A 25,363-nucleotide genomic window follows, 5' to 3' on the forward strand; every position below is an offset into this window, starting at 1 on the left:
TTGGCAATAGTAAACAAATATTGTCCGTCTTTACAAAACTCGAGACAGCCAACCGGTTGGAATTGCTGACAATTATTCCTCAGCTTAATTATTCCGCCGCCATCAATCGACGATATTCATCATAGGCATACAGGTCGGTCATTCCGCTGATATAGTCCTGCAGTAAACGCGCGCGGAAATAATATTCCCGAATGGTTTGCTGCTCCGGCGATAAATGCTGCAGCCCTTCTACCGCCTCCACATACGCCAGCCGATGCTTGGTGGACAGCTTGTGGAACAGGCGCGTTTCGATCGGGTAAGCGCGATGACTGTCCTCGCGCACCAGCTGGCTGAAGTCCGCCAGCGACATCGCCAACAGCGGGCTGTAAATGTCCAGCAGGCCGCTGATCACCCGGTAGCCTTGCAGCTCGAGCTGCTCGACCTCGGGGTGGTTGAACACATGCTTGAACGCCACATTTTTAAATATTTTCAGCAGCCGATAGGCCGGGCTGGAATCCTCCAGCAGCGCCTGGTTGAAACTGCCCTGATAAACCGCGTCCAGATTGTCGATAAAGCGCTGCGCCGCGTGCGGCACCAGCCGCGCCACGGTAAACACCCGCAGATACATGAAGAACTGATCTTCTGCGCTGCGCCGCGCGCCGCCGCGATCTATCTTGCGAAACGCGCTGGCGACGGTCTTGTCGAACAGATCGCCCGGCACCACCTCGCCCCACTCCTGAATCAGGTGCTGATACAGCTGCTCGACGGTAAAAATGCTCTTCTCCACCGCGTCTTCCAGATCGGCCACGCAGTAAGAGATATCATCGGCGGCCTCCATAATATAGGTCAGCGGGAAACGATCGAACTCGCCCATGTGCAGCTCGCGCCGCAGCCGATCGACAAAGGCCTCTTCCGCCAGATAGTAACCGGGCTTTTTCATCAGATAGCTGTGGCTGGCGGGAATATCGCCCGCCCAATAAGCCGGGCGGGTGTATTTCAAAATGCAGCCGACCTGAGCGTAGGTCAGGTTGAGCTTCAACAGGCTGTACACCATGCGAATCGCCTGGGCGTTACCCTCGAAGTGGCTGAGATCCTGACGGATCCGGCTGCGCAGCCGGTTCAGATCGCTCTCCCCTTCATGCAGGCGCAGCGCCGCCACCTGGCAGCGATCGTGGCTGCCAGGTTCGCTGCCGCAGCTGGCGGGATCGAGGCGCTGGGCAAACCAGTCGTTGATCGCCGACTCGCCGAAGTGACCGAACGGCGGGTTGCCGATATCGTGCATCAGACAGGCCATTTCCACGATGCTTTCAAACGGATCGAGCAGCCGAGCCAGGCCGAGTTCATCGATCTTCCCTGCCTGTTTGAAGCGGTTGAGGATCTCTTTGGCGATGTGGCGCCCGACCTGCTGCACCTCCATCGAGTGCGTCAGGCGGCTGCGTACCGCCGCGTTGCGCTCGAGCGGAAACACCTGGGTTTTTTGCTGCAGACGGCGAATGGCGGCCGAGTTGACGATGCGACCGCGATCGCTCTCGAACTGCCGCACGATGTCGTACTCTTCCTCAGCCTCGATCGGTTTGCTGAAAGGCCGTTGGAAACTGATTTTTTGCTTGAAGTCGATCCCGGACATCTGTTCCTCCGCCGTTACGCCCTGCCCCGTGATAACAATTCCCGGCGGCGGATGCAACGCATTATCTCTCACACACAGCCATGATAGACTATGCCGCAATTCTCACGGCCAATCAGCGAGTGTTATTTATGAAAGTAGGCATCATCGGCGCAATGGAGCAGGAAGTCACCCTGCTGCGCGATCAAATCGAAAACCGTCAAACCATCCAACGTGCGGGCTGCGAAATCTACACCGGCCAGATCGGCGGCGTTGAAGTGGCCCTGCTGAAATCCGGCATCGGCAAAGTCTCTGCCGCCATGGGCACCACCTTGCTGCTGGAACACTGCAGCCCGGACGTGGTGATCAACACCGGCTCCGCCGGCGGCCTGGCCAGCACGCTGCGCGTGGGGGATATCGTGGTATCGGAAGAAGTGCGCTACCACGACGCCGACGTTACCGCTTTCGGTTACGAGCCGGGCCAGATGGCCGGCTGCCCGGCGGCGTTCGTCGCCGACGACGCGCTGATCGCACTGGCGGAAAGCTGCATCAAACAGCTGGATCTGCACGCGGTGCGCGGCCTGATTTGCAGCGGTGACGCCTTCATCAACGGCGCCGAGCCGCTGGCGCGCATTCGCGCTACCTTCCCGCGCGTCGCCGCGGTGGAAATGGAAGCCGCAGCGATCGCCCACGTCTGCCATCTGTTCGGCACGCCGTTCGTGGTGGTGCGCGCCATTTCCGACGTCGCCGACAGCGAGTCGCACATGAGCTTTGACGAGTTCCTGGTGGTGGCGGCCAAACAGTCTACGCTGATGGTCAACGCCATGCTGCAAACCCTGGCCAAGCGCGGTTGATGTGAGGCTGCGCTTCACCTCGGCGTTCTGGCTGCTGGCGCTCTGGCTGGCCATGCCGGCCGGCGCCGCCCAGCGGGTGATCAGCCTGGCGCCCAACGCCACCGAACTCGCCTATGCCGCCGGCATGGGCGATGTCTTGGTGGCGGCGAGCGCCTATTCCGATTATCCGCCACAGGCCGCCAGGCTGGAGCAGGTGGCCTCCTGGCAGGGCATCAATCTGGAACGGGTGCTGGCGCTGAAGCCGGACCTGATCCTCGCCTGGCGCGGCGGCAATCCGCAGCGCGTGCTGGATCAGCTCGCCGCGTTCGGCATCCCGATCTTCTATGCGGACGCCGACAATCTCGAAGGGCTCGCCGGCCTGTTGGACAAGCTGGCGCGCTACAGCCCGCACCCGGACCAGGCGCATCAGGCGGCGGATGCCCTTCGCCGCCAGTTCGCCGCTCTCAAGCAACAGTACGCCGCCAACCCGCCGCGGCGGGTGCTGCTACAGTTCGGCACCCAGCCGCTGTTCACCAGCTCCGGCGCCACGCTGCAGAGCCAGGTGCTGACGCTGTGCGGCGCGCAGAACGTCTTCGCCGACAGCCGCACCCCTTGGCCGCAGATCAGCCGCGAGCAGGTGCTGGCGCGTCAACCGCAGGCCATCGTCATCACCGGCGGCGCAAAAGAGGCCGCCAATGTGAAGGCCTTCTGGGCGCCGCAGCTGCAGGTGCCGGTGATCGCGCTGAACGAAGACTGGTTCAATCGCGGCGGGCCGCGCATCCTGTTGGCAGCGCAGCAGCTGTGCCGCCAGTTGGCGGAGATCCGCTGATGTTGGTGTTCTGGCTGGATATTCTCGGCACCGCGGTGTTCGCCGTCTCCGGCGTACTGCTGGCCGGCAAGCTGCGCATGGATCCGTTCGGCGTGCTGGTATTGGGCGTGGTCACCGCGGTCGGCGGCGGCACCATCCGCGATATGGCACTGGCCAACGGCCCGGTATTCTGGGTCAAGGATCCCACCGACCTGGTGGTGGCGATGATCACCTGCGTCTTGACGCTGCTGCTGGTACGCCAGCCGCGCCGCCTGCCGAAGTGGGTGCTGCCGGTGCTGGACGCCGTCGGGCTGGCGGTGTTCGTCGGTATCGGCGTCAACAAGGCCTTCGCGGCCGGCACCGGCCCGCTGGTAGCGATCTGCATGGGGGTGATCACCGGCGTCGGCGGCGGCATTATCCGCGACGTGCTGGCGCGCGAGATCCCGATGATTCTGCGCACCGAAATTTACGCCACCGCCTGCATCATCGGCGGCATCGTGCACGCCACGGCGTTTTATACCTTCGGTATGCCGCTGCAGCAGGCCATGATGCTGGGCATGCTCATCACCCTGGCCATTCGGCTGGCGGCCATTCGTTGGCATCTCAAACTGCCCGCCTTTATCCTCGAACGCTGAGCCGTCGTCCTTCGGGACGGCGGCCTGGTGATTTATTAGACTAAAAACGGGTTTGGTGGTATTATTTTCGCCCGAAAAATAGCGTAGTGACGATGTAAAATTCTGTAACCCTCAGGTTAAGGCTTTCCCCGCGCTGTTAAAACTTTTTAACTTTTTGCCGATAAGTCATCACAAGATTGCTTACGGATGGCTATTCCCGCAATGATGAAAAAAATTCTGCTTGCCTGCTGTGGCGCTCTGCTGAGTGGCGCCGTCTATGCCGATGCCGTCAGCGGCCAGATCGGCGTTACCCTGACCATTGAACCGCAATGCGCCGTGCGCCTCGAAGCCGCTGCGCCACAGGCCGAATGCAGCCATGCGGCGGCGCAGCCCAAGGTCATCCGCACCCCACCGACGCAGGAGAACGACGCGGAAGTGATCCTGGTGGAATGGTAGACATAAAAAAACCCGCCGGCCGGCAGGCGAGCGGGTTGATATTCTGACAGGCGAACTCAGATGCTGAACGAAGAACCGCAACCGCAGGTGGTTTTGGCATTCGGGTTGGTCACCACGAAGCGCGACCCTTCCAGCCCTTCGGTGTAGTCCACCGAACCGCCCACCAGATACTGCAGGCTCATCGGATCGACCACCAGCGCTACGCCCTGCTTCTCGATGGTCATATCGCCATCGTTGACCTTGTCGTCAAAAGTGAAGCCGTACTGGAATCCGCTGCAGCCGCCACCGGTAATGTAAACCCGCAACTTCAGGTTCGGGTTTTCTTCGTCAGCAATCAGGAACTTCACCTTGTTTGCTGCTGCCTCGGTAAATTGCAGGGGCAGTGCCGTTTCATCACTCATAGTCTTTACTCCCAACATTGTTCAGCATCAGATCGCTACTATGGCCGCCTGATTAATATTAACGATTATCCGATACCTGAGTGTTGCGTTCAAGTATTCACCGCATTTGTTGTATTTTCCTTACCTGTTTTCTCCGCCGCTTCTCGCGCCAGCTGCGCTTCCTGCTTTTGCAACGTGCGAGCCAGGATCGACGAATACAGCGGCTTGCCGCCGAGCAGTTGCGCCACCACCGTGGCGCCGAGGCAGGTGATGATCATCGGTAAAATCAGCTGGTAGTTGTCGGTCATTTCCAGCACCAGCACGATGCCGGTCAGCGGGGCGCGCACCGTCGCGGCGAACAATGCCCCCATGCCGGCAATGGCGAAGGTGCCCGCCTCGATGCCGTATTGCGGGAACAGGTGCGCCCCCGCCAGCCCGAAGGCGGTGCCGAACAGCGTGCCCAACGCCAGCATCGGCGCGAAGATGCCGCCCGGCGCGCCGGAACCGAAGCACAGCAGTGTGGTGAAGATACGGGTAATAAAGATAAACATCAGCATGCCGACGCTGTAATTGCCCGCCGCGGCGATCGGGATCAGCCCAAAGCCGCCGCCCGCCGCCTCCGGCTGAATCAGCCCCAGAATGCCGCACACGCCGCCGAGTAGCCCACCCATCAGCAAGACATTGCGCATTCTGCCGCCGTGCAGGCTCGCAAACATGTCCTGGGTGCGGAAGATCAACGCGTTGAATCCCACGCCCACCGCGCCGAAGATCGCCCCCAGCACCAGATAGAGCCACAGGGTATTGATGGGCGCCGAAGAAAGCTTGCCGACTTCGATCACCGATCCCTGGCCGTTAAACAGCTGGAACACCACGCTCGACATGATAACGCCGATGAATACCGCTTTAATCGAGATCAGGTTGTAGCGAAACTGCGGCCGCATCTCTTCGATGATGAACAGGATGCCGGCCAGCGGCGCGTTGAACGCGGCGGACAAGCCGGCGGCGGCCCCGGTCGCCAGCAGCGAATGGCGCGCCTCGGCGCCGCGAATGCGCAGCACGTCCAATACCATGCGCCCGACGTTGCCGCCCATCTGCACCGTGGGCCCTTCGCGCCCCAGCACCATGCCCGCCCCCAGCGTGCCCATGCCGCCGATGAATTTCACCGGGATCACGCGCCACCAGCGCACCGGCCGCAGCTCCTCCAGCGCACCTTCGATCTCCGGAATGCCCGAGCCGCCCGCTTCCGGCGCAAAGCGGCGCACCAGGTAATAACCCAGCGCCGCCAGCGCGGCGGACAGGATAAACGCCAGCGGCCACACCAGGAGCCAGGAATCGGCGACCTGCGCCAGTGAAGCCAGCCGCTGCTGCTGCACCCACTCCACCGCTTTATCGAAGGCCACGCCGAGCAAGCCGGCCAGCGTTCCCACCAGCGCGGCCATCAACAGGATCGCCACCGGCGTTTTATCGCGGCGGATAAACTGGCGCACCGCATCGCTGCGGCTAAGACGCGGGCTCAATGCCCCTGCAGGCTGTGATTGTGATTCAGTCATCGCGAGTGATTCGTCAGGTAATTTGTAATACAAATAGGCAAGGCGGTTATTCTACCCCAAGCCGGCGGCGGGCGCTGCCGTTAATGGTATCTGACTGTGATCGTTTCATAACGCGGCGCTCTCCTCTAGAATAGCGCGGTCAAATCATTCAAAAGAGAATCCAGGAGCCGATTTATGAGCCTACACAGCAAGTCCGAAAGTCTGTACGCCCAGGCGCAACAGTTGATCCCCGGCGGGGTGAACTCTCCGGTGCGTGCATTCACCGGCGTGGGCGGTGTGCCGCTGTTTATCGAGCGGGCAGACGGGGCTTACCTGTTCGATGCCGACGGCAAGGCCTATATCGACTATGTCGGTTCCTGGGGGCCGATGGTGCTGGGGCACAACCACCCGGCGATCCGCGACGCGGTAATCGAAGCGGCACAGCGCGGCCTGAGCTTTGGCGCGCCGACCGAGATGGAAGTCAAAATGGCGCAGTTGGTCACCGAACTGGTGCCGACCATGGATATGGTGCGCATGGTGAACTCGGGCACCGAAGCCACCATGAGCGCCATTCGTCTGGCGCGCGGCTACACCAACCGGGATAAAATCATCAAGTTCGAAGGCTGCTACCACGGCCACGCCGATTGCCTGCTGGTGAAAGCCGGTTCCGGCGCACTGACCCTCGGCCAGCCGAACTCACCGGGCGTGCCGGCCGATTTCGCCAAGCACACCCTGACCTGCACCTATAACGATCTGGACTCGGTGCGCGCTGCCTTCGAGCAATACCCATCCGAGATCGCCTGCATCATCGTCGAGCCGGTCGCCGGCAACATGAACTGCGTGCCGCCGCTGCCGGAATTCCTGCCGGGCCTGCGCGCCCTGTGCGACAAATACGGCGCGCTGCTGATCATCGACGAAGTGATGACCGGCTTCCGCGTGGCGCTGGCCGGCGCGCAATCCTATTACGGCGTTGAGCCGGATCTGACCTGTCTCGGCAAAATCATCGGCGGCGGCATGCCGGTGGGCGCCTTCGGCGGCCGTCGCGAGGTGATGGACGCGCTGGCGCCGACCGGCCCGGTCTACCAGGCGGGCACCCTGTCCGGCAACCCGATCGCCATGGCGGCGGGCTACGCTTGCCTGACCGAAGTGTCGCAGGTCGGCGTGCACCAGACGCTGACCGAACTGACCGAAATGCTGGCCGCGGGCCTGCTGCACGCGGCGCAGGAAGAGAACATCCCGTTGGTGGTCAACAACGTCGGCGGCATGTTCGGCCTGTTCTTCACCGACGCGCCAGCGGTCACCTGCTACCAGGACGTCATGCAGTGCGACGTGGAGCGCTTCAAGCGCTTCTTCCACCTGATGCTGGAAGAAGGGGTGTATCTGGCGCCGTCCGCCTTCGAAGCGGGCTTTATGTCCGTGGCGCACAGCAAGGAAGACATCCAGCGCACCATCGACGCCGCGCGTCGCTGTTTCGCCAAGCTCTAATCCCGGCCGAATGGCCAAAAAAATGGGCGCCTCGGCGCCCGTTTTGCTTTTCGCAGCGGCTTAAAGCAGCGTGCCGTAAATGGTCAGCAGCGCCACTACCACCACGATGATCATCGTCACCTTGCGCGCCAGCGTCACCGCCGCCCGCGGCGTTTGCACCGGATCCATATGCGGATCGCGCGCCAGCGAGAACTGCGCCAGCCGCGTTAACACCTGATACGACGACGAGTGCAGATCCCCCAACGAAGCGAACCAGGCCGGCAGCGCGCGCTCGCCGTGGCCGAACAGCGCATAGGCAGCCCCGGCTAAACGCACCGGGATCCAGTCTAGCCAGTTCAACAGGTGATCGATGCCCGACTGCGAACGCTCCAGCGGCGTATTGTGGCGCGCCAGCCAGGTTTGATAGGCGCGCAGGAAAGCATAACCCGCCAGCGCTATCGGCCCATAAGGCCCAAACACCACAAACCAGAACAGCGGCGCCAGGTAATAACGGAAGTTGATCCACAGCAGCGCATTTTGCAGCTCGCGCAGGCGCAGCTCTTCGCTGCAGTCCACCGGCAAGCCGTGGATCAACGCCAGCTCTTCCGCCATCTGATCGCTGGCGTGAGTATCCCCCTGCCGCGCCGCTTTCAGATAAGCCCGGTAGTGTTTACGCTTGATGCCGGCGCCGACGCACAGCAGATCGATAACGATCCACAGCAGCAGCGTCACCACGCCGAAGAATAACCCGTGCGACAACCACAGAATGCCCCAGACGATCACCATCCAGGCGGCCGTCATCGCCAGCGTCTGCGCCAGCGAAACCCGATGCAGCCGCTGAAACACCACTTCGAGACGGTGATCCAGCTGCCAGTGTTCACCCAGCTTAAACAGGCGCTCCCAGGCCAAAACCAGCAACAGCGTAAACAGCGTCATTAGCGATTCCTCTCCCTTTTTCTTGTCTCAAGCATAGCGTCGTCGGGCACGCCGCGTTGTTCCAGAGATGCCAGATAGCGATCCCAATCGAACGCCGGCCCGGGATCGGTCTTGCGGCCGGGGGCGATATCGCAATGCCCGGCGATATTTTCCGCCAGCGGCGGGTAATGTTCGGCCAGCAGCGCGGTGACCGCCTGCAGCGCGCGATATTGCGCCTCGGTGTAGGGCAGCCAATCGGTGCCTTCCAGCTCGATGCCGATGGAGAAATCGTTGCACCGATCGCGCCCCTGATACAGGGACACGCCCGCGTGCCAGGCGCGCTGGTCGAAGGGCACATACTGCACGATCGCCCCGTCGCGGCGGATCAGACAGTGCGCCGACACCCGCAGCTGATGGATTTCAGCGAAATAAGGATGCTGCGCGGGATCGAGCGTGCCGGTGAACAGCTGGTCGATATAGGGGCCGCCGAACTCGCCGGGCGGCAGGCTGATATTGTGGATGACCAGCAGCGAGGGGAGCTCGTCATCCGGGCGACGATCGCAGTGCGGCGAGACCACTCGCGTCGCCCCGACAATCCAGCCATTTTCCAACTGCATCAGACACCTCTCTGCGGTGGTACTTATTCCTGCAACAGAGTAGCATGTTCCCCTACGATCTAACCGTCCATTTCGGAGTTTTCCATGCCGACACGCCGCTACAGTGCCGACAGTCGCCGCACCGAGCTTCTTGAACGAATTGAAAGTGATATTCCCTATGCCGTCGCCCAGGCGCTGCGCGAAGACCTGGGGGGTGAAGTCGACGCCGGGCGCGATATTACCGCGCAATTGTTACCGGCTGACAAGCAGGCCGAAGCCACCGTCATCACCCGCGAAGCCGGTGTGTTCTGCGGCCGCCGTTGGCTGAATGAGGTCTTTATTCAACTGGGCAATCAGGTGCAGGTGGAGTGGCTGGTGGCGGACGGCGATCGTCTGGCACCGAACCAGCCGCTTTGCCGGCTGCGCGGCCCCGCGCGAGTGATGCTGACCGGCGAGCGCACCGCGCTGAACTTCGTGCAGACGCTCTCCGGCGTGGCAACCGAAGTCAGCCGCTATGTGGCCCTGCTGGAAGGCACCCGGACTCGCCTGCTCGATACCCGCAAGACCCTGCCCGGCCTGCGCACCGCGCTGAAATACGCCGTGCTGTGCGGTGGCGGCAGCAACCACCGGCTCGGGCTCTCCGACGCCTTCCTGATCAAGGAAAACCACATCATCGCCTCCGGTTCTATCAAGAACGCGGTGGAAAAAGCCTTCTGGCTGCACGCCGATGTGCCGGTGGAAGTGGAGGTCGAATCGCTCGATGAACTGCAGCAGGCGCTGGATGCCGGCGCCGACATCATCATGCTGGACAACTTCAGCGTCGAGATGATGCGTCAGGCGGTCGCCCAGACCCAGGGACGCGCCCAGCTGGAAGTGTCCGGCAACGTCACCAGCGAGACGCTGCGCACCTTCGCCGAAACCGGCGTGGATTACATTTCGGTCGGCGCGCTGACCAAGCATGTGACCGCGCTCGATCTGTCGATGCGCTTCAAGTGATCCCCCTCGCCCCCGGCCGCTGTCGGGGGCGTTACCGTAAAATTGCGAACCCCCTCGCACTGTTTTATTTACCGCTGCAAACAACGTCATTACTGATGGAAGCGCGCCGAGAAACGCGCAAAAGCCCCTCGCCGTGCCCCCAAGCAAGCCGCTACCGTTGCCTTCCACACCCCAATGGAGGAAACAACGTATGGAAACGCAACGCGGCTTTACCCTGATAGAACTGATGGTGGTGATCGCCATCATCGCCATCCTCAGCGCCATCGGCATTCCCGCCTACCAGCGCTACATTCAAAAAGCGGCGATGACCGACATGTTGCAAACCATGGCGCCGTATAAGCTGGCGGTTGAGCTGTGCGTGCTGGATGAAGGCGCCCCCGCCGGCTGCGAGGCCGGCAGCAAAGGCATTCCCACCGGCGGCACATCGCGTTACGTCAGCGGAGTGAAGGTCGTCAAAGGCGTGATCACGCTGACCGGCGCTCAGACGCTGCAGGGGCTGGCGGTGGCGTTAACCCCCACAGCGAACGCCGAAGGGCTGACCCGCTGGAGCCGGCTGTGCAGCAGCGAAAACGCCACGCTGGTTGAGGTGTGCCAGGAAGTCTTCCGCTTCGATAACGCAGCGGAGTAACGGCGATGAGCGTACAAATCAGCGAGGAGGTTCACGCCCTGTGCCGGCGCTATCAGGCGCTGGCGCTGAACGAAGACCCGACCACCCTGACGGTCGCGCTCAGCGAAGAAGCGCCGCAAGGATTGCTGGCGGCGCTGCGCTTCGCTACCGGCAAACGCATCCACCTGGAACAGTGGCCGGCGGCCAGGCTTGAGCTGGCGCTGAACCAACGCCACGAGCCGCTCGCGGCGCCGCTGGCGGCCGAAGAGGACGCCGCCGACATCGCCTACGCCGACGACGGCGATGCACCGGTAGTGCAGTTCATCAACCAGACGCTGCGCCTGGCCATCCAACGCCGCGCTTCGGACATCCACTTCGAACCCTTTCGGCAGCATTTTCGCCTGCGCCTGCGCATCGACGGCGTGCTGCAAACCTTCGCCTCACCGCCGCCGCAGCTGACCGCGCGCCTTATCGCCCGGCTGAAGATCCTCGGCCAGTTGGATATCGCCGAACGCCGGCAGCCTCAGGACGGGCAGCTCAGCCTGACGCTGGACGGTGCGCGCTATGCCATGCGCATCGCCACCCTGCCGACGTTGCATGGCGAGAAGGTGGTGCTGCGCGTTCAACAGGGAGAGCAACAGGATCTGCCGCTGGATCAACTGGGCATGAGTCGGGCGGATCTGGCGCGCTACGCGGCGGCGTTAGCCTGCCCGCAAGGTTTGATCCTGGTGACCGGCCCAACCGGCAGCGGCAAGACGGTAACGCTGTACAGCGGGCTGCGCCAGTTGAACGATGCGCAAAGCAACCTGTGCAGCGTCGAAGATCCGGTCGAGATCCCGCTGTTCGGCGTCAATCAGACCCAGATCAACGCCAAAACCGATCTGAACTTCGCTAGGGTGCTGCGCGCCCTGCTGCGCCAGGATCCGGATGTCATCATGATCGGCGAGATCCGCGATGCGGAAACTGCCGAGATCGCAGTCAAGGCCGCACAAACCGGCCACCTGGTACTGTCGACGCTGCATACCAACTCCACGGCTGAAACCCTGACGCGGCTGATGCATATGGGGATCCCCGGCTACCTGCTCGCCGGCTGCCTGAAGCTGGTCGTCGCGCAGCGGCTGGTACGCAGGCTGTGTCGCCACTGTCGCTACCCGCACAGCCAGCCGGCGCATTTTCCCGCCTCGATCTGGCCGGAACCGCTGACCGCCTGGCGCGCCGATGGCTGTGAGCACTGCTTCGGCGGTTACTATGGTCGCATCGGCGTGTATGAGCTGCTGGCCATTACGCCGGAAATACAGGCGGCCTTGCTGGCGAACGCCCCCCCTCTTCTGCTGGCGGATATCGCCCGCGAGCAGGGGCAGCTTTCGCTGCTGCAGGCGGGTCTGGCGCTGGCCACCGAAGGCACGACTTCACTGGAAGAACTGTACCGCGTGATCGACGTCGTCCAGCCCGGCACAATCGCGCCATGAAAGCGCGTCGGCTGTTCCTTTGGCAGGCTCTCGACGCTCAGGGCGCCTTACGCCGTGGCGAACTGATGAGTGATGAAAAACGCCAGGTGAGCCAGTGGCTGATCGAACAAGGCCTGCAACCCTGGCGGATTGGGTACGGCAAACGCGTCCCGCCCGGCCAGTGGCGCGGAGAGCCCTTAATCCACTTCACCCGCCAACTCGCCACCCTGTTGCAGGCCGGGTTGCCGCTGGTCAATACGTTGCAGCTGCTGGCGGCAGAGCACCCTTCGGCAGCCTGGCGTTGCCTGTTGCGCCAGTTGGCAGAACAGGTGCGCGAAGGGCAGCCGCTCTCCGAAACCCTTGCCGCGCAGCCAGGCGTTTTTCCACTTATCTATCGCCAACTGATCGCCATCGGCGAACTGACCGGCAACCTCGATCGCTGCTGCCTGCAGCTGGCACAACAACAGGAAGCCCAGCTGATGCTGCGCCGCAAAGTGACCAAAGCGCTGCGGTATCCCCTCTTCATCTGTGCGGTGGCGCTGCTGGTCAGCGTGCTGATGCTGGTGATGGTGCTGCCGGAATTCGCCAAGGTTTATCAGTCATTCGATGCGCCGCTGCCCTGGTTTACCCAAGGGTTATTGAGGGTGTCCGCGCTGCTGATCGCCGTTGGCCCCTATTTGGCGCTGCTGCTCGGCGCATTGCTGCTCGGCTATTGCCGCTGGCTGCATCCACGCCCGCCATGGCGCCGACGTGAACAGGCAGCCTTGCTGCGCCTGCCGCTGATCGCCCGGCTGGTGAGCGGCGGCGCGCTGAGCCAAACCTTTCGTATTCTGACCATGACCCAACGCGCGGGGCTGACGCTGGTGGAAGGGTTGAACGCGGCGGCGCTGGCGGCGGATCATCTGCTGTACCGACAGGCGCTGGAGCAGGTGCAGCGGCAGATCGCCGAAGGCGAGGCGTTTCATCATGCCCTGGGCCTGCAACCGCTGTTTCCGCCGCTGTGCCGGCAGCTGGTGCGGGTGGGCGAAGAATCCGGTTCGCTGGACGCCTTGCTGGATAAATTGGCGCAGTGGTACGAACGGCAGACGCACGAGCTGGCCGATACGCTGGCGCAAACGCTGGAGCCGCTGCTGATGCTGGTGGTGGGCGGGATTGTCGGTGCTTTGGTGATCGCCATGTACCTGCCTATTTTTCAACTGGGCAGCGTGCTGGGATAGAGAGAAGATAGCGGGCGCCGCTGTGCGCTGCGCCCGAATGCAAGGTGCGGCTTATTTGCTGCCGAAGACGCGGTTTTCCTGCTCCGCCACGCGGATAAAGGTGGTGCGCTTGGTCAACTCTTTCAGGCGCTCGGCACCGACGTAGGTGCAGGCGGAGCGCAGGCCGCCGAGGATATCGCGCACGGTAAATTCCACCTCGCCACGCAGCGGCAGCTTGACGGTTTTGCCTTCGGCCGCGCGATACTCCGCCACGCCGCCGACGTGGCGCTTCATCGCCGACTCGGAGCTCATGCCGTAGAACAGCATGAACTTCTCGCCGTTCTCTTCCACCACGGTACCTTCGCACTCGTCGTGGCCGGCCAGCATGCCACCCAGCATCACGAAGTCAGCACCGCCGCCGAAGGCTTTGGCAACGTCGCCCGGCACCGAGCAGCCGCCGTCGCTGACGATTTGGCCGCCCAGCCCGTGGGCCGCATCGGCGCATTCGATCACCGCCGACAGCTGCGGGTAGCCCACGCCGGTCTTCACGCGGGTGGTACAGACTGAACCCGGGCCGATGCCGACCTTAACGATGTCGGCGCCGGAGAGGATAAGCTCCTCCACCATCTCGCCGGTCACTACGTTGCCGGCGCAGATCACGTGATTCGGGCAGGCTTCGCGCGCTTTCTGCAGGAAGGCGACGAAATGTTCAGAGTAGCCGTTGGCCACGTCGATGCAGATGAATTTGAGCGCCGGAGACAAGGCCAGGATCTGCTGCATTTTGGCGAAGTCGGCTTCGGAGGTGCCGGTGGACACCATGACGTGGCGCAGCACCGATTCCGGCATGCGCTGCACGAAGTCAGCCCATTGCTCGACGCTGTAATGTTTGTGTACGGCGGTGAGAACGTCGAAAGAAGCCAGGGCCTCGGCCATGCGGAAGGTGCCCACCGTGTCCATGTTGGCGGCGATAATCGGCACGCCGGACCAGCTGCAACCTGAATGCTTGAAGGTAAACTGACGTTCCAGTTCAACCTCGGAGCGGCTTTTCAGCGTGGAGCGCTTAGGGCGGATCAACACGTCTTTAAAGCCCAACTTCAAATCTTCTTCAATACGCATGACTTATGATTTCCTGGTTAATGGCGACGGATCGCAAGGAGGATATTCGAACCTCTGCCCGACGGCTTTCCAGTGGCGCAAAAAGACGGCGGCGAGATTAATGCCAGTTCCAGTGACGTTATAATACGCGCTAATAATCGCCGAACAAGACTGCGAATTCGCCTTTATTTACGCTACAATCCGACAAATTTACCTGCATAACCGCAGTGTGATTGCCCGCTCATTTTTGCCGTGCCGCTGCGCTTTTTCTCGCCGCCCTGGCAGGCCCGCCGCCTGTCGACTTGCACTTCTGCGCGATCGCTTTATGATTCGTCTATTATTTTTTTATGAACATCGGATGCACCTAACACCATGGCCTACATTGTTGCGTTGACCGGGGGCATAGGCAGCGGCAAAACGACCGTCGCAAACGCCTTCGCGCGCCACGGCGCAACCATCGTCGATGCCGACGTGATCGCCCGTCAGGTCGTCGAGCCGGGCACCCCTGCTTTGGCCGCGATCGCCGAACGATTTGGTAATGAAATGTTGCTGCCCGACGGCGCATTGAACCGCGCTGCGCTGCGCCAGCGCATTTTCAGCCACCCCGATGACAAAGCCTGGCTGAACCAACTGCTGCATCCGCTGATACACCGCGAAACCCAGCGCCAGCTGGCGCAGTCCGCCAGCCCTTACGCGCTGTGGGTAGTGCCGCTGCTGGTGGAAAACGGCCTGCAGGATCGCGCCGATCGCGTACTGGTGATCGACGTCGATGCCGAAACCCAGTTGGCTCGCACCATCGCGCGCGACGGCGTCAGCCGTGAGCAAGCGCAAAGCATTCTCGCCGCCCAGGCCACGCGCCAGCAGCGCCTCGCCGTGGCGGATGACATTATTGACAACAGCGGCGCCGCTCAGGGGATAGAGCCACGGGTCGCCGCACTGCATCGTCGCTACCTTGAACTGGCGGCAACAGCGCCCCAACAGGATTAAACTGCATGAGTGATGTTTCCCCAACCGTTCTCTTTGAACACCCGCTGAACGAGAAGATGCGCACCTGGCTGCGCATCGAATTTTTGCTGCAACAGCTGCACGGCCAACGTGCCCTGAGTGAAACAGCTATCGCCCTCACCTTTTTCCGCACCGTCTCCGATTTGCTGGACGTACTGGAGCGTGGCGAGGTGCGCACCGAACTGCTCAAGGAGCTGGAACGTCAGCAGCAGAAATTGTTGGCTTGGGCCGATGTGCCGGGCGTGGATATGGCGCTGATCGATCAGCTGCGCGGCCAGCTGAAGTCGCGTTCATCAGCGCTGATGGCGGCGCCTCGCCTCGGTCAGGCGCTGCGTGAAGATCGGCTGATCGCCCTGGTGCGCCAGCGGCTGAACATCCCTGGCGGCTGCTGCAGCTTCGATCTGCCGACCCTGCACATGTGGATGCACGCGCCGCAGCAGGATCGCGACGCCGACGTCGCCGCCTGGCTGCAATCGCTGGAGCCGCTGAATCAAGCGTTGATCATGGTGTTGGATCTGATCCGTCAATCCGGGCCGTTCCGCAATCAAATCAGCCTGAACGGCTTTTTCCAGGACAACGCCGAAGGGGCGGATCTGCTGCGTCTGCGTCTCCATCTGGCGCCGCAGCTTTATCCGCAGATTTCCGGCCACAAGACGCGTTACGCCATCCGTTTCCTGCCGCTCGACAGTGAAAACGGCGTGGTGCCTGAACGCCTGACGTTCGAACTGGCCTGTTGTTGAACCCGTGAAAGAAAGCCTTCTCAGCACTGTCAGAAGGCGTAAGGAACCGTTATGACGACCGTAGTGAAATGCCCAACCTGTGGCACCGGCGTGGTTTGGGGCGATGTCAGCCCGTTCCGGCCGTTTTGCAGCAAGCGCTGCCAGCTGATCGATCTTGGCGAATGGGCCGATGAAGAGAAGCGTATTCCGAGCAACAGCGATCTGTCGGAAAGCGAAGACTGGAGCGAACTCGACGACCGCTAGTCGCCGGTTGAAGGCCTGGCGCCCGCCAGGCCAATCTTGTTATTGCGCGGCGTTCGCCTGTGCCACCAGCAGTTGGATAATACCGGCGTTGGCTTCCGGGAACTCTTCTTCTTGCAGCTCCGCCTGTTTGACCCAGCGCATCGGTTGCCCCTCGCGGCCAAACGGCTCGCCCGCCCAACGCTCAACCAGATAAAAATTCAGCGTCACGATGCGATCGCTGAAGCGATGCTCCACCACCTCCAGCAGTTCGGCGCGCTCGGCTTCGATACCGGTCTCTTCACGCAGCTCACGGCTCAGCGCCTGTTCAGGCGTTTCACCCTGTTCGATCTTGCCGCCGGGAAACTCCCAAAAACCGGCCATGTGCGCATTGGCGGCGCGGCGGGTAATAAAGATCTCCTGTTGAGCATTGCGGATAATGCCCACGGCGATATTCAGATGTTTCATCTCACCCTCCTGATGGGTGCCAAAAAACAGGGGCTCAGCAAGCTGAACCCCTGGGTGTTATCGGTTAACCGCGGCCGGCATTACTGCAGGCGGCCGTGGCACTGCTTGAACTTCTTGCCGGAGCCACATGGGCAAGGATCGTTGCGGCCCACTTTACGCTCGGCGATCGCCGGGGCATTCGGATCTTCGGTCACCAGCGCGTTTTCGTCGTGGTGGCTCAGCTGTTGGTGCTGCGCCAGGCGCTCAGCCTCTTCACGACGCTGCTGTTCCAGCGCCTCCACCTCTTCCGGCATCCGCACCTGTACCTTGCTCAGCACGCTGATCACTTCGTATTTCAGCGATTCCAGCATGGTGGCGAACATGTTGAAGGATTCACGCTTGTACTCCTGCTTCGGATCCTTCTGCGCATAGCCACGCAGGTGGATGCCCTGACGCAGGTAGTCCATCGCCGCCAGGTGCTCTTTCCACAGGGAGTCCAGCGTCTGCAGCATCACGCCCTTCTCGAAATTGCGCATCATTTCGCTGCCGACCACTTCTTCCTTACGCTGGTACTGCTCTTTGGCGTTCTCCAGAATGCGTTCGCGCAGCGTTTCTTCGTGCAGCTCCGGCTCTTTGTCCAGCCATTGTGCGATCGGCATCTCCAGATCGAAGTCGTTCTTCAGGCGCTCTTCCAGCCCCTGAATATCCCACTCTTCTTCCAGCGATTGCGGTGTGATGTAGTTGTCGATGGTGCTCTTGAACACGTCCTCGCGGATGCTGGCGATGGTTTCGCTCACATCGGACACGTCCAGCAATTCGTTACGCTGGCTGTAGATGGCGCGACGCTGATCGTTGGCGACGTCGTCGTACTCCAGCAGTTGCTTACGGATGTCGAAGTTGCGGCTCTCCACCTTGCGCTGGGCGTTGGCGATCGCCTTGGTCACCCACGGGTGCTCAATCGCTTCGCCTTCTTTCATACCCAGTTTACGCATCATGCCGGACACGCGATCCGAGGCGAAGATGCGCATCAGGGCATCTTCCATCGACAGGTAGAAGCGGGATGAACCGGCGTCGCCCTGACGACCGGAACGGCCGCGCAGCTGGTTATCGATACGGCGCGATTCATGGCGCTCGGTACCGATGATATGCAGGCCGCCCGCCGCCAGCACCGCGTCATGGCGCACTTTCCAGGCGGCTTTGATGGCTTCGATCTGCTCTTCGGTCGGCGCTTCCAGCAGCGCCACTTCGGCCTGCCAGCTGCCGCCCAGCACGATATCGGTACCACGGCCCGCCATGTTGGTGGCGATGGTCACCGCGCCGCTCTGGCCGGCCTGGGCGACGATGTCCGCTTCCATGGCGTGGAATTTGGCGTTCAGCACCTTGTGCTCGATGCCCGCTTTGGTCAGCTCATGGGAAACCACTTCGGATTTCTCGATTGAGATGGTGCCCACCAGCACCGGCTGGCCTTTGGCGGTGCGCTCGCGGATGTCTTCGATGATGGCGCCGATCTTCTCTTTCTCGGTCATGTACACCAGATCCGGCATGTCCTTACGGATCATCGGACGGTTGGTGGGTACCACGATGGTGTCCAGCTTGTAGATCGAGCTGAATTCGAAGGCTTCGGTATCGGCGGTACCGGTCATGCCGGCCAGCTTCTCGTACAGACGGAAGTAGTTCTGGAAGGTGATCGAAGCCAGCGTCTGGTTCTCGTTCTGGATCTCCACGCCTTCTTTGGCTTCCACCGCCTGGTGCAGACCGTCGGACCAACGGCGGCCCTGCATGGTACGGCCGGTGTGTTCGTCAACGATGATCACTTCGCCGTCTTTCACGATGTAATCGACGTCGCGGGTGAACAGCACGTGGGCGCGCAGCGCGGCGGTCACGTGGTGCATCAGCATGATGTTGGTCGGTGAGTACAGCGACTCGCCTTCATCCATGATGCCGGCTTCCACCAGCATCTCTTCGATCAGGATCAGGCCGCGTTCGGTCAGGTGCACCTGACGCGCCTTTTCATCCACCGAGAAGTGCCCTTCACCCTTGAAGGTGTCGGAGTCTTCTTTTTCCTGGCGGATCAGTTTAGGGATCAGCTTGTTGACCTTGATGTACATCTCGGAGCTGTCTTCGGCCGGGCCGGAGATGATCAGCGGCGTACGCGCTTCATCGATCAGGATGGAGTCCACCTCATCCACCAGCGCATAGTGCAGTTTGCGCTGCACGCGCTCTTCCGGGCTGAACGCCATGTTGTCGCGCAGGTAGTCGAAGCCGTATTCGTTGTTGGTGCCGTAGGTGATGTCGGCGGCGTAAGCTTCGCGCTTAGCCGGCGCCGGCATGCCCGGCAGGTTGATGCCGATGCTCAGGCCGAGGAACTCGAACAGCGGACGGTTGTTTTCGGCGTCGCGCTGCGCCAGGTAGTCGTTGACGGTCACGACGTGCACGCCGCGGCCGCTCAGGGCGTTCAGATAAGCCGGCAGCGTCGCGGTCAGGGTTTTACCTTCACCGGTGCGCATCTCGGCGATGCAGCGGTCGTTCAGCACCATGCCGCCCAGCAGCTGCACGTCGAAGTGGCGCATGCCGAACACGCGCTTGCTCGCCTCACGCACCACGGCGAAGGCTTCGGGGATCAGGCTTTCCAGCGACTCGCCCTTTTCCAGGCGCGCGCGGAACTCGTTGGTTTTCGCTTTCAGCTCGTCATCGGACAGTTTTTCCATGTCCGGTTCCATGCGGTTGATCTGCTCAACCACTTTGCGCATGCGGCGCAGGGTACGATCGTTACGGCTACCAAAAACTTTGGTTAATAATTTCACTAACATGATGTTTGATATCTCTGTCATGACGGCCGAATACGGCAGTCAACTTGCTATTATTTATGGTTTTTGTGCCCTAAGGGCGGAGTCAGACGAGCGCGGCAGGCCCGGCACGAATGCCCTGTACCTGCGCCACCCACAGGCCGGTCTGGTGCCGCGCCAGCGTTGGCAGCACCTCAAGGTGTGTGTGACGAATGATGGTCGGCGGCTTCGGCTCGTGCGTCAGCAGCGCGTTGAGAGTAGAAAGCAGCGCCAGTTGCGCCACCTGCAAAGGGGGTTCCGCTTCGGCTTCGCTCTCCTGCACCCGCGCATAAACCGCCTGCGGCGCCAGCGCGAAAGAGAGGTGACGAATGACGGTGCGCAGCGCATGCTGCTGCCAGTAATCTACGCTGAAGGTAGGGCGGCGGTGCGCGTCCTGCAGCAGGGCCAGGCTGTTGAAAGCGCCGTTGGCCGAATTTTGCCGGTTAAGGCTGGACGATGTGCTCGGCAGTGCGGCCTGATCGGGAGCGCCGGACAAATTGGAAGACGCGCCAAGCGTGGCCGCAACCATCCCTAACAGGAGATGGGGCCAGAAATAACGTCTGCCAAATTGTCGCCAACGATTTAGAATACCGATCACGAGTTTATAATCCGCCGGAGCCCATTATGCGCGATAGCCGTCCACAATTATTAGATGTCCTGTTCGACGACGCGTCTGCCGGCAGCAAAGGGCCGCTGCATAACGTCCAGCAACGCGCGGTGGCGCTGCTCAAGCTTAACCGTGCAGTGAAGGGCCTGTTGCCCGCTCCCCTGCATCCCTGGTGCCGCGTCGCGAATTTCCGACAGGGTATTTTAGTGCTCGAAACGGCAAATGCCAGTTGGATGATGCGCTTGCGCTACGAACAACCCGCTTTGCTGTCTGCACTACGAGCGCAAATTCTACCATCATTGTCGTCGATCGACATCAGGATTAATCCGGCCTTGATGGCGAAAGGCAGCAACCAGGTACAAAGCGCCGAAAAAGCGCCGGAAAAACCCGTGCCGATGCGCCATTTGAGTCTGGAAAGTGCAGAAGAGCTGAGGGGATTGGCGAGCCGTAGCCCGGAGAAACTGCGCAAGATATTGGAACGGCTGGCTGCATTGGCCGGAGAGGGTACCAACACAACCAGTCGTGATAAGTAATCAGCGACACAACTGCAAAACATCGGGCAGCCGACATCACACCCTCGTGAGCCTGAATGCTCAGGCTCTCAGGGGATGCGCCTGCCGTTACTCGCAGGCGAGGAATTCAGACCTTACGCCAATACGGTAGACGGCGCCTTGAATGCCAATGGCATTTCGGCTTCGTCCTGGAAGGTCACGTATTCCCACGCTTCCTGCTTGGCCAGCACGGCCTGCAGCAGTTTGTTGTTCAACGCGTGGCCAGACTTGTACGCGGTGAACGCGCCAATGATGTTGTGGCCGCACATGAACAGGTCGCCGATGGCGTCCAGCATTTTGTGACGTACGAACTCGTCTTCGAAACGCAGACCGTCTTCGTTCAGCACGCGGTAATCATCCACCACGATGGCGCAATCGAAGCTGCCGCCCAGGGCCAGGCCGCGGGACTGCAGGTATTCGATGTCACGCATGAACCCGAAGGTACGCGCGCGGCTGATTTGACGCACGAACGACTCAGCCGAGAAATCGAGACGATAGCGCTGAGAGCTGGCGTCGATAGCCGGGTGGTTGAAGTCGATGGTGAAGTCCAGGCGGAACCCGTTATACGGGGACAGCTCGGCCCACTTGTCGCCATCTTCAACGCGCACGGTCTCTTTCAGACGCAGGAATTTCTTCGCCGAGTTCAGTTCTTCGATGCCGGCATCCAGCAGCAAGAACACGAACGGACTGGCGCTGCCGTCCATGATTGGGATTTCAGCGGCGTCGACTTCAATGACGATGTTGTCGATGCCCAGCCCAGCCAGCGCGGCGTTGAGGTGCTCAACGGTCGAAATACGCACGTCATGCTCATTCACCAGGCAAGTACAGAGCATGGTATCACGCACGGATTTTGCATCAGCCGGAAAATCAACCGGTGGATTCAAGTCAGTGCGACGATAGATGACCCCGGTATTAGCCGGCGCTGGGCGCATTGTCAGCGTGACTTTCTTGCCGGTATGCAAACCGACACCAGTCGCCTGAACAATACGTTTTAATGTCCTTTGTTTGATCATCGTTTTATCTCGCAATGTTATCCATCCTACCAGCCAAGCATACAGCAAGGCTGGCGGGACAGTTTAGCACAAAGAGCGGAGATTCCAAATTCTCAGGATATTCTTAGTCTGCCTGTTTACGCAGGAAGGCTGGAATATCAAGATAGTCGGGCTCTTTATTCGGCTGCGCAGCTTGGTCGTTGACCACCTTGGCGGCAGGTTTCACTTCCTGCGGCAGAGGCGACATACCGTGCTGCTGGTAACGGTGATCCATCACCGGCTGGCTGGCCTGCTTATTGGTCACCAGGGTGATTTCAGGACGCTTGTCCATGCCGATACCGGTCGCCACCACGGTGACGCGCAGTTCGTCGTTCATTTCCGGATCCAGCGAGGTACCGATAACCACGGTCGCGTTGTCGGAGGCGAACGCGCGGATGGTGTTACCCACGGTTTCGAACTCATCCAGACGCAGGTCGAAGCCGGCGGTGATGTTGACCAACACGCCGCGCGCGCCAGACAGATCGATGTCTTCCAGCAGCGGGCTGGAGATCGCCATTTCGGCCGCTTCTTCGGCGCGGTCTTCACCGCAAGCGACGCCGGAACCCATCATCGCGTAGCCCATTTCGGACATCACGGTGCGCACGTCGGCGAAGTCGACGTTCATCAGGCCCGGACGGGTGATCAGCTCGGCGATACCCTGCACCGCGCCTTTCAGCACGTCGTTGGCCGCGCCGAACGCGTCCAGCAGAGAGATGCCACGACCCAGAACTTTCAACAGTTTGTCGTTCGGGATGGTGATCAGCGAGTCCACGTGTTTGGACAGTTCAGCGATACCCTGCTCCGCGAATGCCATGCGCTTTTTGCCTTCGAAGTTGAAAGGCTTGGTCACCACGGCCACGGTCAGAATACCCAAATCTTTAGCCACTTCAGCCACCACTGGCGCCGCACCGGTACCGGTACCGCCGCCCATGCCGGCCGCGATGAAGACCATGTCTGCGCCGTCCAGCGCTGCGCGCAGGGCTTCGCGGTCTTCTTCCGCTGAATTGCGACCCACTTCAGGGTTCGCGCCCGCACCCAGACCTTTGGTAATACCGCTACCAATCTGGATGGTTTGGCCAACCGCCGTTTTGCGGAGCGCCTGGGCGTCCGTGTTCACAGCGAAGAATTCAACACCTTCGATGCGCTCGCGCACCATGTGTTCAACGGCGTTGCCACCGCCGCCGCCGACGCCGATGACTTTAATCACCGCGTCATTGGTTAGTTCCATTGGTTCAAACATAGTTTCTCTCCGTTTTGTGCCTGTCGCTGCGAGATCATAAAAAGATTACTCAGCATGATCTCTTTGTTGAAACATTAAAACTCTTTTCTCAGCCAGCTATTGATGCGTTTAAACCAATTGCCCACCGAGGCGCGTTTTTCTACTTCTGTCTCACCGCTCAGGTGAGACTCTTTTCCATAGTGCAGCAGACCTACCGCCGTTGAGTAGTAAGGCTCCTGCGCATAATCCGTCAGACCCGTGATGTTCAAGGGTTGGCCGATGCGTACCTGAGTGTGGAACACCCGTTGCGCACAGGCTGCCAGGCCATCAATCTGGGCGGCACCACCGGTCAGCACGATACCTGCCGCCAGATGATGCTTCACCCCTTGCTGACGCAGTTGCTCCTGCAATTGCAAAATTTCATCGTTAACCAGATTCAACAGTTCGGTGTAGCGTGGCTCAATGACTTCAGCCAGCGTCTGTCTTTGCAGACTGCGCGGAGGACGTCCCCCGACGCTAGGCACCTCTACATTCTCATCCTTGCTAACAATCGACCCAAGCGCACAGCCGTGTCGAACTTTAATCGCTTCCGCGTCGGTCGGCGGCGTGCCGAAGGCGTAAGCGATATCGCTGGTGACCACGTTCCCGGCGTAAGGGATCACTTTGGTGTGGCGCAGCGCACCGCCGGTGTACACCGCCATATCCATGGTGCCGCCGCCGATATCCACCACGCAAACGCCGAGTTCGCGTTCATCTTCGGTCAGCACCGCGTAACTCGCGGCCAGACCGGCAAAAATAAGTTGGTCAACTTTCAGGCCGCAACGTTCCACGGCCTTGACGATGTTCTTCGCCATATCGTTATGGCAGGTAATCAGATGCACCTTGGCCTGCATGCGCACGCCGGACAGCCCAACCGGGTTTTTGATGCCTTCCTGATAATCGATGGCGTATTCCTGAGGAATCACGTGCAGGATACGGTGTTCGTCGCGCACGCGCACCGATTTGGCGGTGTGCACCACGTTCTCCACGTCGTCCTGCGTCACTTCCTCTTCCGAAATAGGCACCATGCCGATTTCGTTCTGGCAGCTGATGTGTTTGCCCGACAACGCCAGGTACACCGAAGAGATCTGGCAGTCCGCCATCAGCTCGGCCTGATCGATGGCGCGCTGCACGCACTTCACCACCGACTCCAGGTCGTTTACGCCGCCCTTATCCATGCCGCGAGACGGGCAGCTGCCCACCCCGATAATGTTGACCATGCCATCGGGCAGAACTTCCCCTACCAACGCGGAGACTTTTGCAGTACCGATCTCCAGTCCAACTACCAGTTTTCTGTCCGTCGACTTGATCATTGTTGTTTTGCCTGTGCCTGATTCTGTTGCTGATTACTGTTTTGCTGACCGCCAAGCGCCTGCGGATCGACCAACACCGGAGCCCACCCTACCGAAGCGCCGGACTCGTAGCGCAGATCGACATAGCTGACACGCTTGCTCTCCGCCTGGCCCTGCTGCTGCAATACCGGGTAAAGCTCGATAAACCGCTGCAAACGCCCGTTGCGGTCATCGCGCCCCAGCTCAAGCCGGACATCGTTGTCCAGCGCCAGCTGCCAGGAATGGCGCGCGGTCATCGCCGCCATTTTCAGCGTATATTTGCTGGCCGCCAACGTGGCGCTCATCGCCCGATAGCCGTCCAGCACATCCTGCTCGCTCCCTTCCGGCCCGTAGAGCAGCGGCAACTTCTGTTTGCCTGCCCGCTCCGCCGGCACGCTGAACGCTTTGCCTTCGGCGTCCACCATGTGCAAATCGTTCCAGCGCGCCACCGGGACGTACTCCACCAGATGGATCTTCAGCTCATCCGGCCATTGTTTGCGCACGCTGGCCTGCTTGATCCACGGCAGACGTTCGATCTGCTGCTGGATAACGTCCACATCCTGCGTCATGAAGGTGCCGGGCGCGCCCAGCGCCAGGATCGCCTGACGAATATCATCGTTGGTGGTGTAATGGCGTTCACCGGTCACCACCAGCCTTGAGAGCGGCAGGCGACTGGCGTCTTTCATCCAGCCAAGCACCGCCCAACCGCTCCACACGACCGTTCCCAACACCATCAGCAGGAAAATCATCCCCGCCAACTGGGTTCCATTGCTGCGGCGCGGGCCGTTATCCACCTCGCGATCGCGCGCATTCAGGGCAGCTTGCGACAT

At 61.0% G+C, this 25,363-nt stretch carries 26 protein-coding genes and 1 pseudogene; 13 read left to right on the forward strand and 14 right to left on the reverse strand.

Annotated features, from left to right (window positions below):
* Nucleotides 1-88: 88 nt before the first annotated feature.
* Nucleotides 89-1,606, reverse strand: a complete 1,518-nt coding sequence (dgt, locus tag AC6BYQ_RS16355) for a dGTPase (RefSeq protein WP_154747099.1) — start codon at nucleotides 1,604-1,606, stop codon at nucleotides 89-91.
* A 128-nt stretch (nucleotides 1,607-1,734) separates the two neighbouring features.
* On the opposite strand from dgt, the gene mtnN reads away from it, so the two are divergent.
* The 4 genes from mtnN to AC6BYQ_RS16375 all read left to right on the forward strand — a co-directional run bounded on the left by mtnN (nucleotide 1,735) and on the right by AC6BYQ_RS16375 (nucleotide 4,293).
* A complete protein-coding gene (gene mtnN / locus AC6BYQ_RS16360; RefSeq protein WP_019455094.1) occupies nucleotides 1,735-2,436 on the forward strand; it encodes a 5'-methylthioadenosine/S-adenosylhomocysteine nucleosidase in 702 nt (233 codons plus the stop codon).
* 52 nt (nucleotides 2,437-2,488) lie between these two features.
* Nucleotides 2,489-3,244, forward strand: coding sequence for a vitamin B12 ABC transporter substrate-binding protein BtuF (btuF, locus tag AC6BYQ_RS16365; protein ID WP_498057255.1), 756 nt, complete (start codon nucleotides 2,489-2,491; stop codon nucleotides 3,242-3,244).
* Nucleotides 3,244-3,858: a TRIC cation channel family protein gene (locus AC6BYQ_RS16370; protein WP_019455092.1), complete on the forward strand. Its 615-nt coding sequence runs from the start codon at nucleotides 3,244-3,246 to the stop codon at nucleotides 3,856-3,858. The genes btuF and AC6BYQ_RS16370 overlap by 1 nt, the downstream gene beginning before the upstream one ends.
* A 201-nt stretch (nucleotides 3,859-4,059) precedes the next feature.
* Entirely contained in the window at nucleotides 4,060-4,293 is a 234-nt protein-coding gene (locus AC6BYQ_RS16375) for a hypothetical protein (RefSeq protein ID WP_498057220.1), read from the forward strand.
* 56 nt (nucleotides 4,294-4,349) lie between these two features.
* Here AC6BYQ_RS16375 and erpA read toward each other — a convergent pair whose 3' ends face one another.
* Nucleotides 4,350-4,694, reverse strand: a complete 345-nt coding sequence (erpA, locus tag AC6BYQ_RS16380; RefSeq protein ID WP_019455090.1) for an iron-sulfur cluster insertion protein ErpA — start codon at nucleotides 4,692-4,694, stop codon at nucleotides 4,350-4,352.
* Nucleotides 4,695-4,783: 89 nt separating this feature from the next.
* Entirely contained in the window at nucleotides 4,784-6,223 is a 1,440-nt protein-coding gene (gene clcA / locus AC6BYQ_RS16385) for a H(+)/Cl(-) exchange transporter ClcA (RefSeq protein WP_498057221.1), read from the reverse strand.
* A gap of 174 nt (nucleotides 6,224-6,397) precedes the next feature.
* Here clcA and hemL point away from each other — a divergent pair, with 174 nt between their 5' ends.
* Entirely contained in the window at nucleotides 6,398-7,687 is a 1,290-nt protein-coding gene (gene hemL, locus AC6BYQ_RS16390) for a glutamate-1-semialdehyde 2,1-aminomutase (protein WP_015376661.1), read from the forward strand.
* A 60-nt stretch (nucleotides 7,688-7,747) separates the two neighbouring features.
* Here the strand turns inward: hemL and ampE are convergent, their stop codons facing one another.
* Together ampE and ampD are read right to left on the reverse strand one after the other, a co-directional pair.
* Nucleotides 7,748-8,602 carry a beta-lactamase regulator AmpE gene (gene ampE / locus AC6BYQ_RS16395; RefSeq protein ID WP_063918164.1) on the reverse strand — a complete coding sequence of 285 codons (855 nt, stop codon included), beginning with the start codon at nucleotides 8,600-8,602 and terminating at the stop codon, nucleotides 7,748-7,750.
* Nucleotides 8,602-9,198 (reverse strand): 1,6-anhydro-N-acetylmuramyl-L-alanine amidase AmpD, encoded by a 597-nt coding sequence (gene ampD, locus AC6BYQ_RS16400; RefSeq protein ID WP_498057222.1) that lies wholly within the window; start codon nucleotides 9,196-9,198, stop codon nucleotides 8,602-8,604. The genes ampE and ampD overlap by 1 nt, the downstream gene beginning before the upstream one ends.
* 84 nt (nucleotides 9,199-9,282) lie before the next feature.
* Between ampD and nadC the strand changes: the two genes are divergently transcribed.
* From nadC to hofC, 4 genes are all read left to right on the forward strand, one after another.
* Nucleotides 9,283-10,173 (forward strand): carboxylating nicotinate-nucleotide diphosphorylase, encoded by an 891-nt coding sequence (gene nadC, locus AC6BYQ_RS16405; RefSeq protein WP_074055940.1) that lies wholly within the window; start codon nucleotides 9,283-9,285, stop codon nucleotides 10,171-10,173.
* 190 nt (nucleotides 10,174-10,363) lie between these two features.
* A complete protein-coding gene (gene ppdD / locus AC6BYQ_RS16410) occupies nucleotides 10,364-10,801 on the forward strand; it encodes a prepilin peptidase-dependent pilin (RefSeq protein ID WP_063918162.1) in 438 nt (145 codons plus the stop codon).
* Between the two features lie 5 nt (nucleotides 10,802-10,806).
* The gene (gene gspE, locus AC6BYQ_RS16415; protein WP_498057223.1) at nucleotides 10,807-12,249 is read left to right on the forward strand and encodes a type II secretion system protein GspE; all 1,443 of its coding nucleotides are present in this window, start codon (nucleotides 10,807-10,809) and stop codon (nucleotides 12,247-12,249) included.
* Entirely contained in the window at nucleotides 12,246-13,445 is a 1,200-nt protein-coding gene (hofC, locus tag AC6BYQ_RS16420) for a protein transport protein HofC (RefSeq protein WP_498057224.1), read from the forward strand. Before gspE ends, hofC begins: the two co-directional genes overlap by 4 nt.
* Before the next feature lie 51 nt (nucleotides 13,446-13,496).
* Here the strand turns inward: hofC and AC6BYQ_RS16425 are convergent, their stop codons facing one another.
* Nucleotides 13,497-14,540: a GMP reductase gene (locus AC6BYQ_RS16425; RefSeq protein ID WP_015376656.1), complete on the reverse strand. Its 1,044-nt coding sequence runs from the start codon at nucleotides 14,538-14,540 to the stop codon at nucleotides 13,497-13,499.
* A gap of 351 nt (nucleotides 14,541-14,891) precedes the next feature.
* Between AC6BYQ_RS16425 and coaE the strand changes: the two genes are divergently transcribed.
* The gene (gene coaE, locus AC6BYQ_RS16430) at nucleotides 14,892-15,506 is read left to right on the forward strand and encodes a dephospho-CoA kinase (protein ID WP_498057225.1); all 615 of its coding nucleotides are present in this window, start codon (nucleotides 14,892-14,894) and stop codon (nucleotides 15,504-15,506) included.
* Here the strand turns inward: coaE and AC6BYQ_RS16435 are convergent.
* Nucleotides 15,406-15,636 carry a hypothetical protein gene (locus AC6BYQ_RS16435; protein WP_227414610.1) on the reverse strand — a complete coding sequence of 77 codons (231 nt, stop codon included), beginning with the start codon at nucleotides 15,634-15,636 and terminating at the stop codon, nucleotides 15,406-15,408. The two genes, coaE and AC6BYQ_RS16435, sit on opposite strands and share 101 nt — an antisense overlap.
* Here AC6BYQ_RS16435 and zapD point away from each other — a divergent pair.
* A pseudogene (gene zapD, locus AC6BYQ_RS16440) lies at nucleotides 15,524-16,264 on the forward strand (cell division protein ZapD); the annotation flags it as partial. The gene AC6BYQ_RS16435 and the pseudogene zapD sit on opposite strands and share 113 nt — an antisense overlap.
* A 51-nt stretch (nucleotides 16,265-16,315) precedes the next feature.
* Nucleotides 16,316-16,507 (forward strand): DNA gyrase inhibitor YacG, encoded by a 192-nt coding sequence (gene yacG, locus AC6BYQ_RS16445; RefSeq protein WP_019455080.1) that lies wholly within the window; start codon nucleotides 16,316-16,318, stop codon nucleotides 16,505-16,507.
* A gap of 39 nt (nucleotides 16,508-16,546) precedes the next feature.
* On the opposite strand, the gene mutT is transcribed toward yacG, so the two are convergent.
* The 3 genes from mutT to secM form a co-directional block, all read right to left on the reverse strand.
* The gene (gene mutT, locus AC6BYQ_RS16450) at nucleotides 16,547-16,951 is read right to left on the reverse strand and encodes an 8-oxo-dGTP diphosphatase MutT (protein WP_435981594.1); all 405 of its coding nucleotides are present in this window, start codon (nucleotides 16,949-16,951) and stop codon (nucleotides 16,547-16,549) included.
* An 80-nt stretch (nucleotides 16,952-17,031) separates the two neighbouring features.
* Nucleotides 17,032-19,740, reverse strand: a complete 2,709-nt coding sequence (gene secA, locus AC6BYQ_RS16455) for a preprotein translocase subunit SecA (protein WP_025159645.1) — start codon at nucleotides 19,738-19,740, stop codon at nucleotides 17,032-17,034.
* Between the two features lie 82 nt (nucleotides 19,741-19,822).
* On the reverse strand, nucleotides 19,823-20,353 hold the full coding sequence (gene secM / locus AC6BYQ_RS16460) for a secA translation cis-regulator SecM (protein ID WP_043128869.1): 531 nt from the start codon (nucleotides 20,351-20,353) through the stop codon (nucleotides 19,823-19,825).
* 26 nt (nucleotides 20,354-20,379) lie between these two features.
* Here secM and AC6BYQ_RS16465 point away from each other — a divergent pair, with 26 nt between their 5' ends.
* On the forward strand, nucleotides 20,380-20,895 hold the full coding sequence (locus tag AC6BYQ_RS16465; RefSeq protein WP_019455076.1) for a DUF721 domain-containing protein: 516 nt from the start codon (nucleotides 20,380-20,382) through the stop codon (nucleotides 20,893-20,895).
* A 113-nt stretch (nucleotides 20,896-21,008) separates the two neighbouring features.
* Here AC6BYQ_RS16465 and lpxC read toward each other — a convergent pair whose 3' ends face one another.
* From lpxC to ftsQ, 4 genes are all read right to left on the reverse strand, one after another.
* Nucleotides 21,009-21,926: a UDP-3-O-acyl-N-acetylglucosamine deacetylase gene (lpxC, locus tag AC6BYQ_RS16470; RefSeq protein WP_498057227.1), complete on the reverse strand. Its 918-nt coding sequence runs from the start codon at nucleotides 21,924-21,926 to the stop codon at nucleotides 21,009-21,011.
* A 103-nt stretch (nucleotides 21,927-22,029) separates the two neighbouring features.
* The gene (ftsZ, locus tag AC6BYQ_RS16475) at nucleotides 22,030-23,184 is read right to left on the reverse strand and encodes a cell division protein FtsZ (RefSeq protein WP_004932757.1); all 1,155 of its coding nucleotides are present in this window, start codon (nucleotides 23,182-23,184) and stop codon (nucleotides 22,030-22,032) included.
* 74 nt (nucleotides 23,185-23,258) lie between these two features.
* The gene (ftsA, locus tag AC6BYQ_RS16480; protein ID WP_004932758.1) at nucleotides 23,259-24,515 is read right to left on the reverse strand and encodes a cell division protein FtsA; all 1,257 of its coding nucleotides are present in this window, start codon (nucleotides 24,513-24,515) and stop codon (nucleotides 23,259-23,261) included.
* Nucleotides 24,512-25,363, reverse strand: a complete 852-nt coding sequence (gene ftsQ, locus AC6BYQ_RS16485; protein ID WP_019455074.1) for a cell division protein FtsQ — start codon at nucleotides 25,361-25,363, stop codon at nucleotides 24,512-24,514. The genes ftsA and ftsQ overlap by 4 nt, the downstream gene beginning before the upstream one ends.

The organism is Serratia sp. LTN-2, from assembly GCF_059740205.1.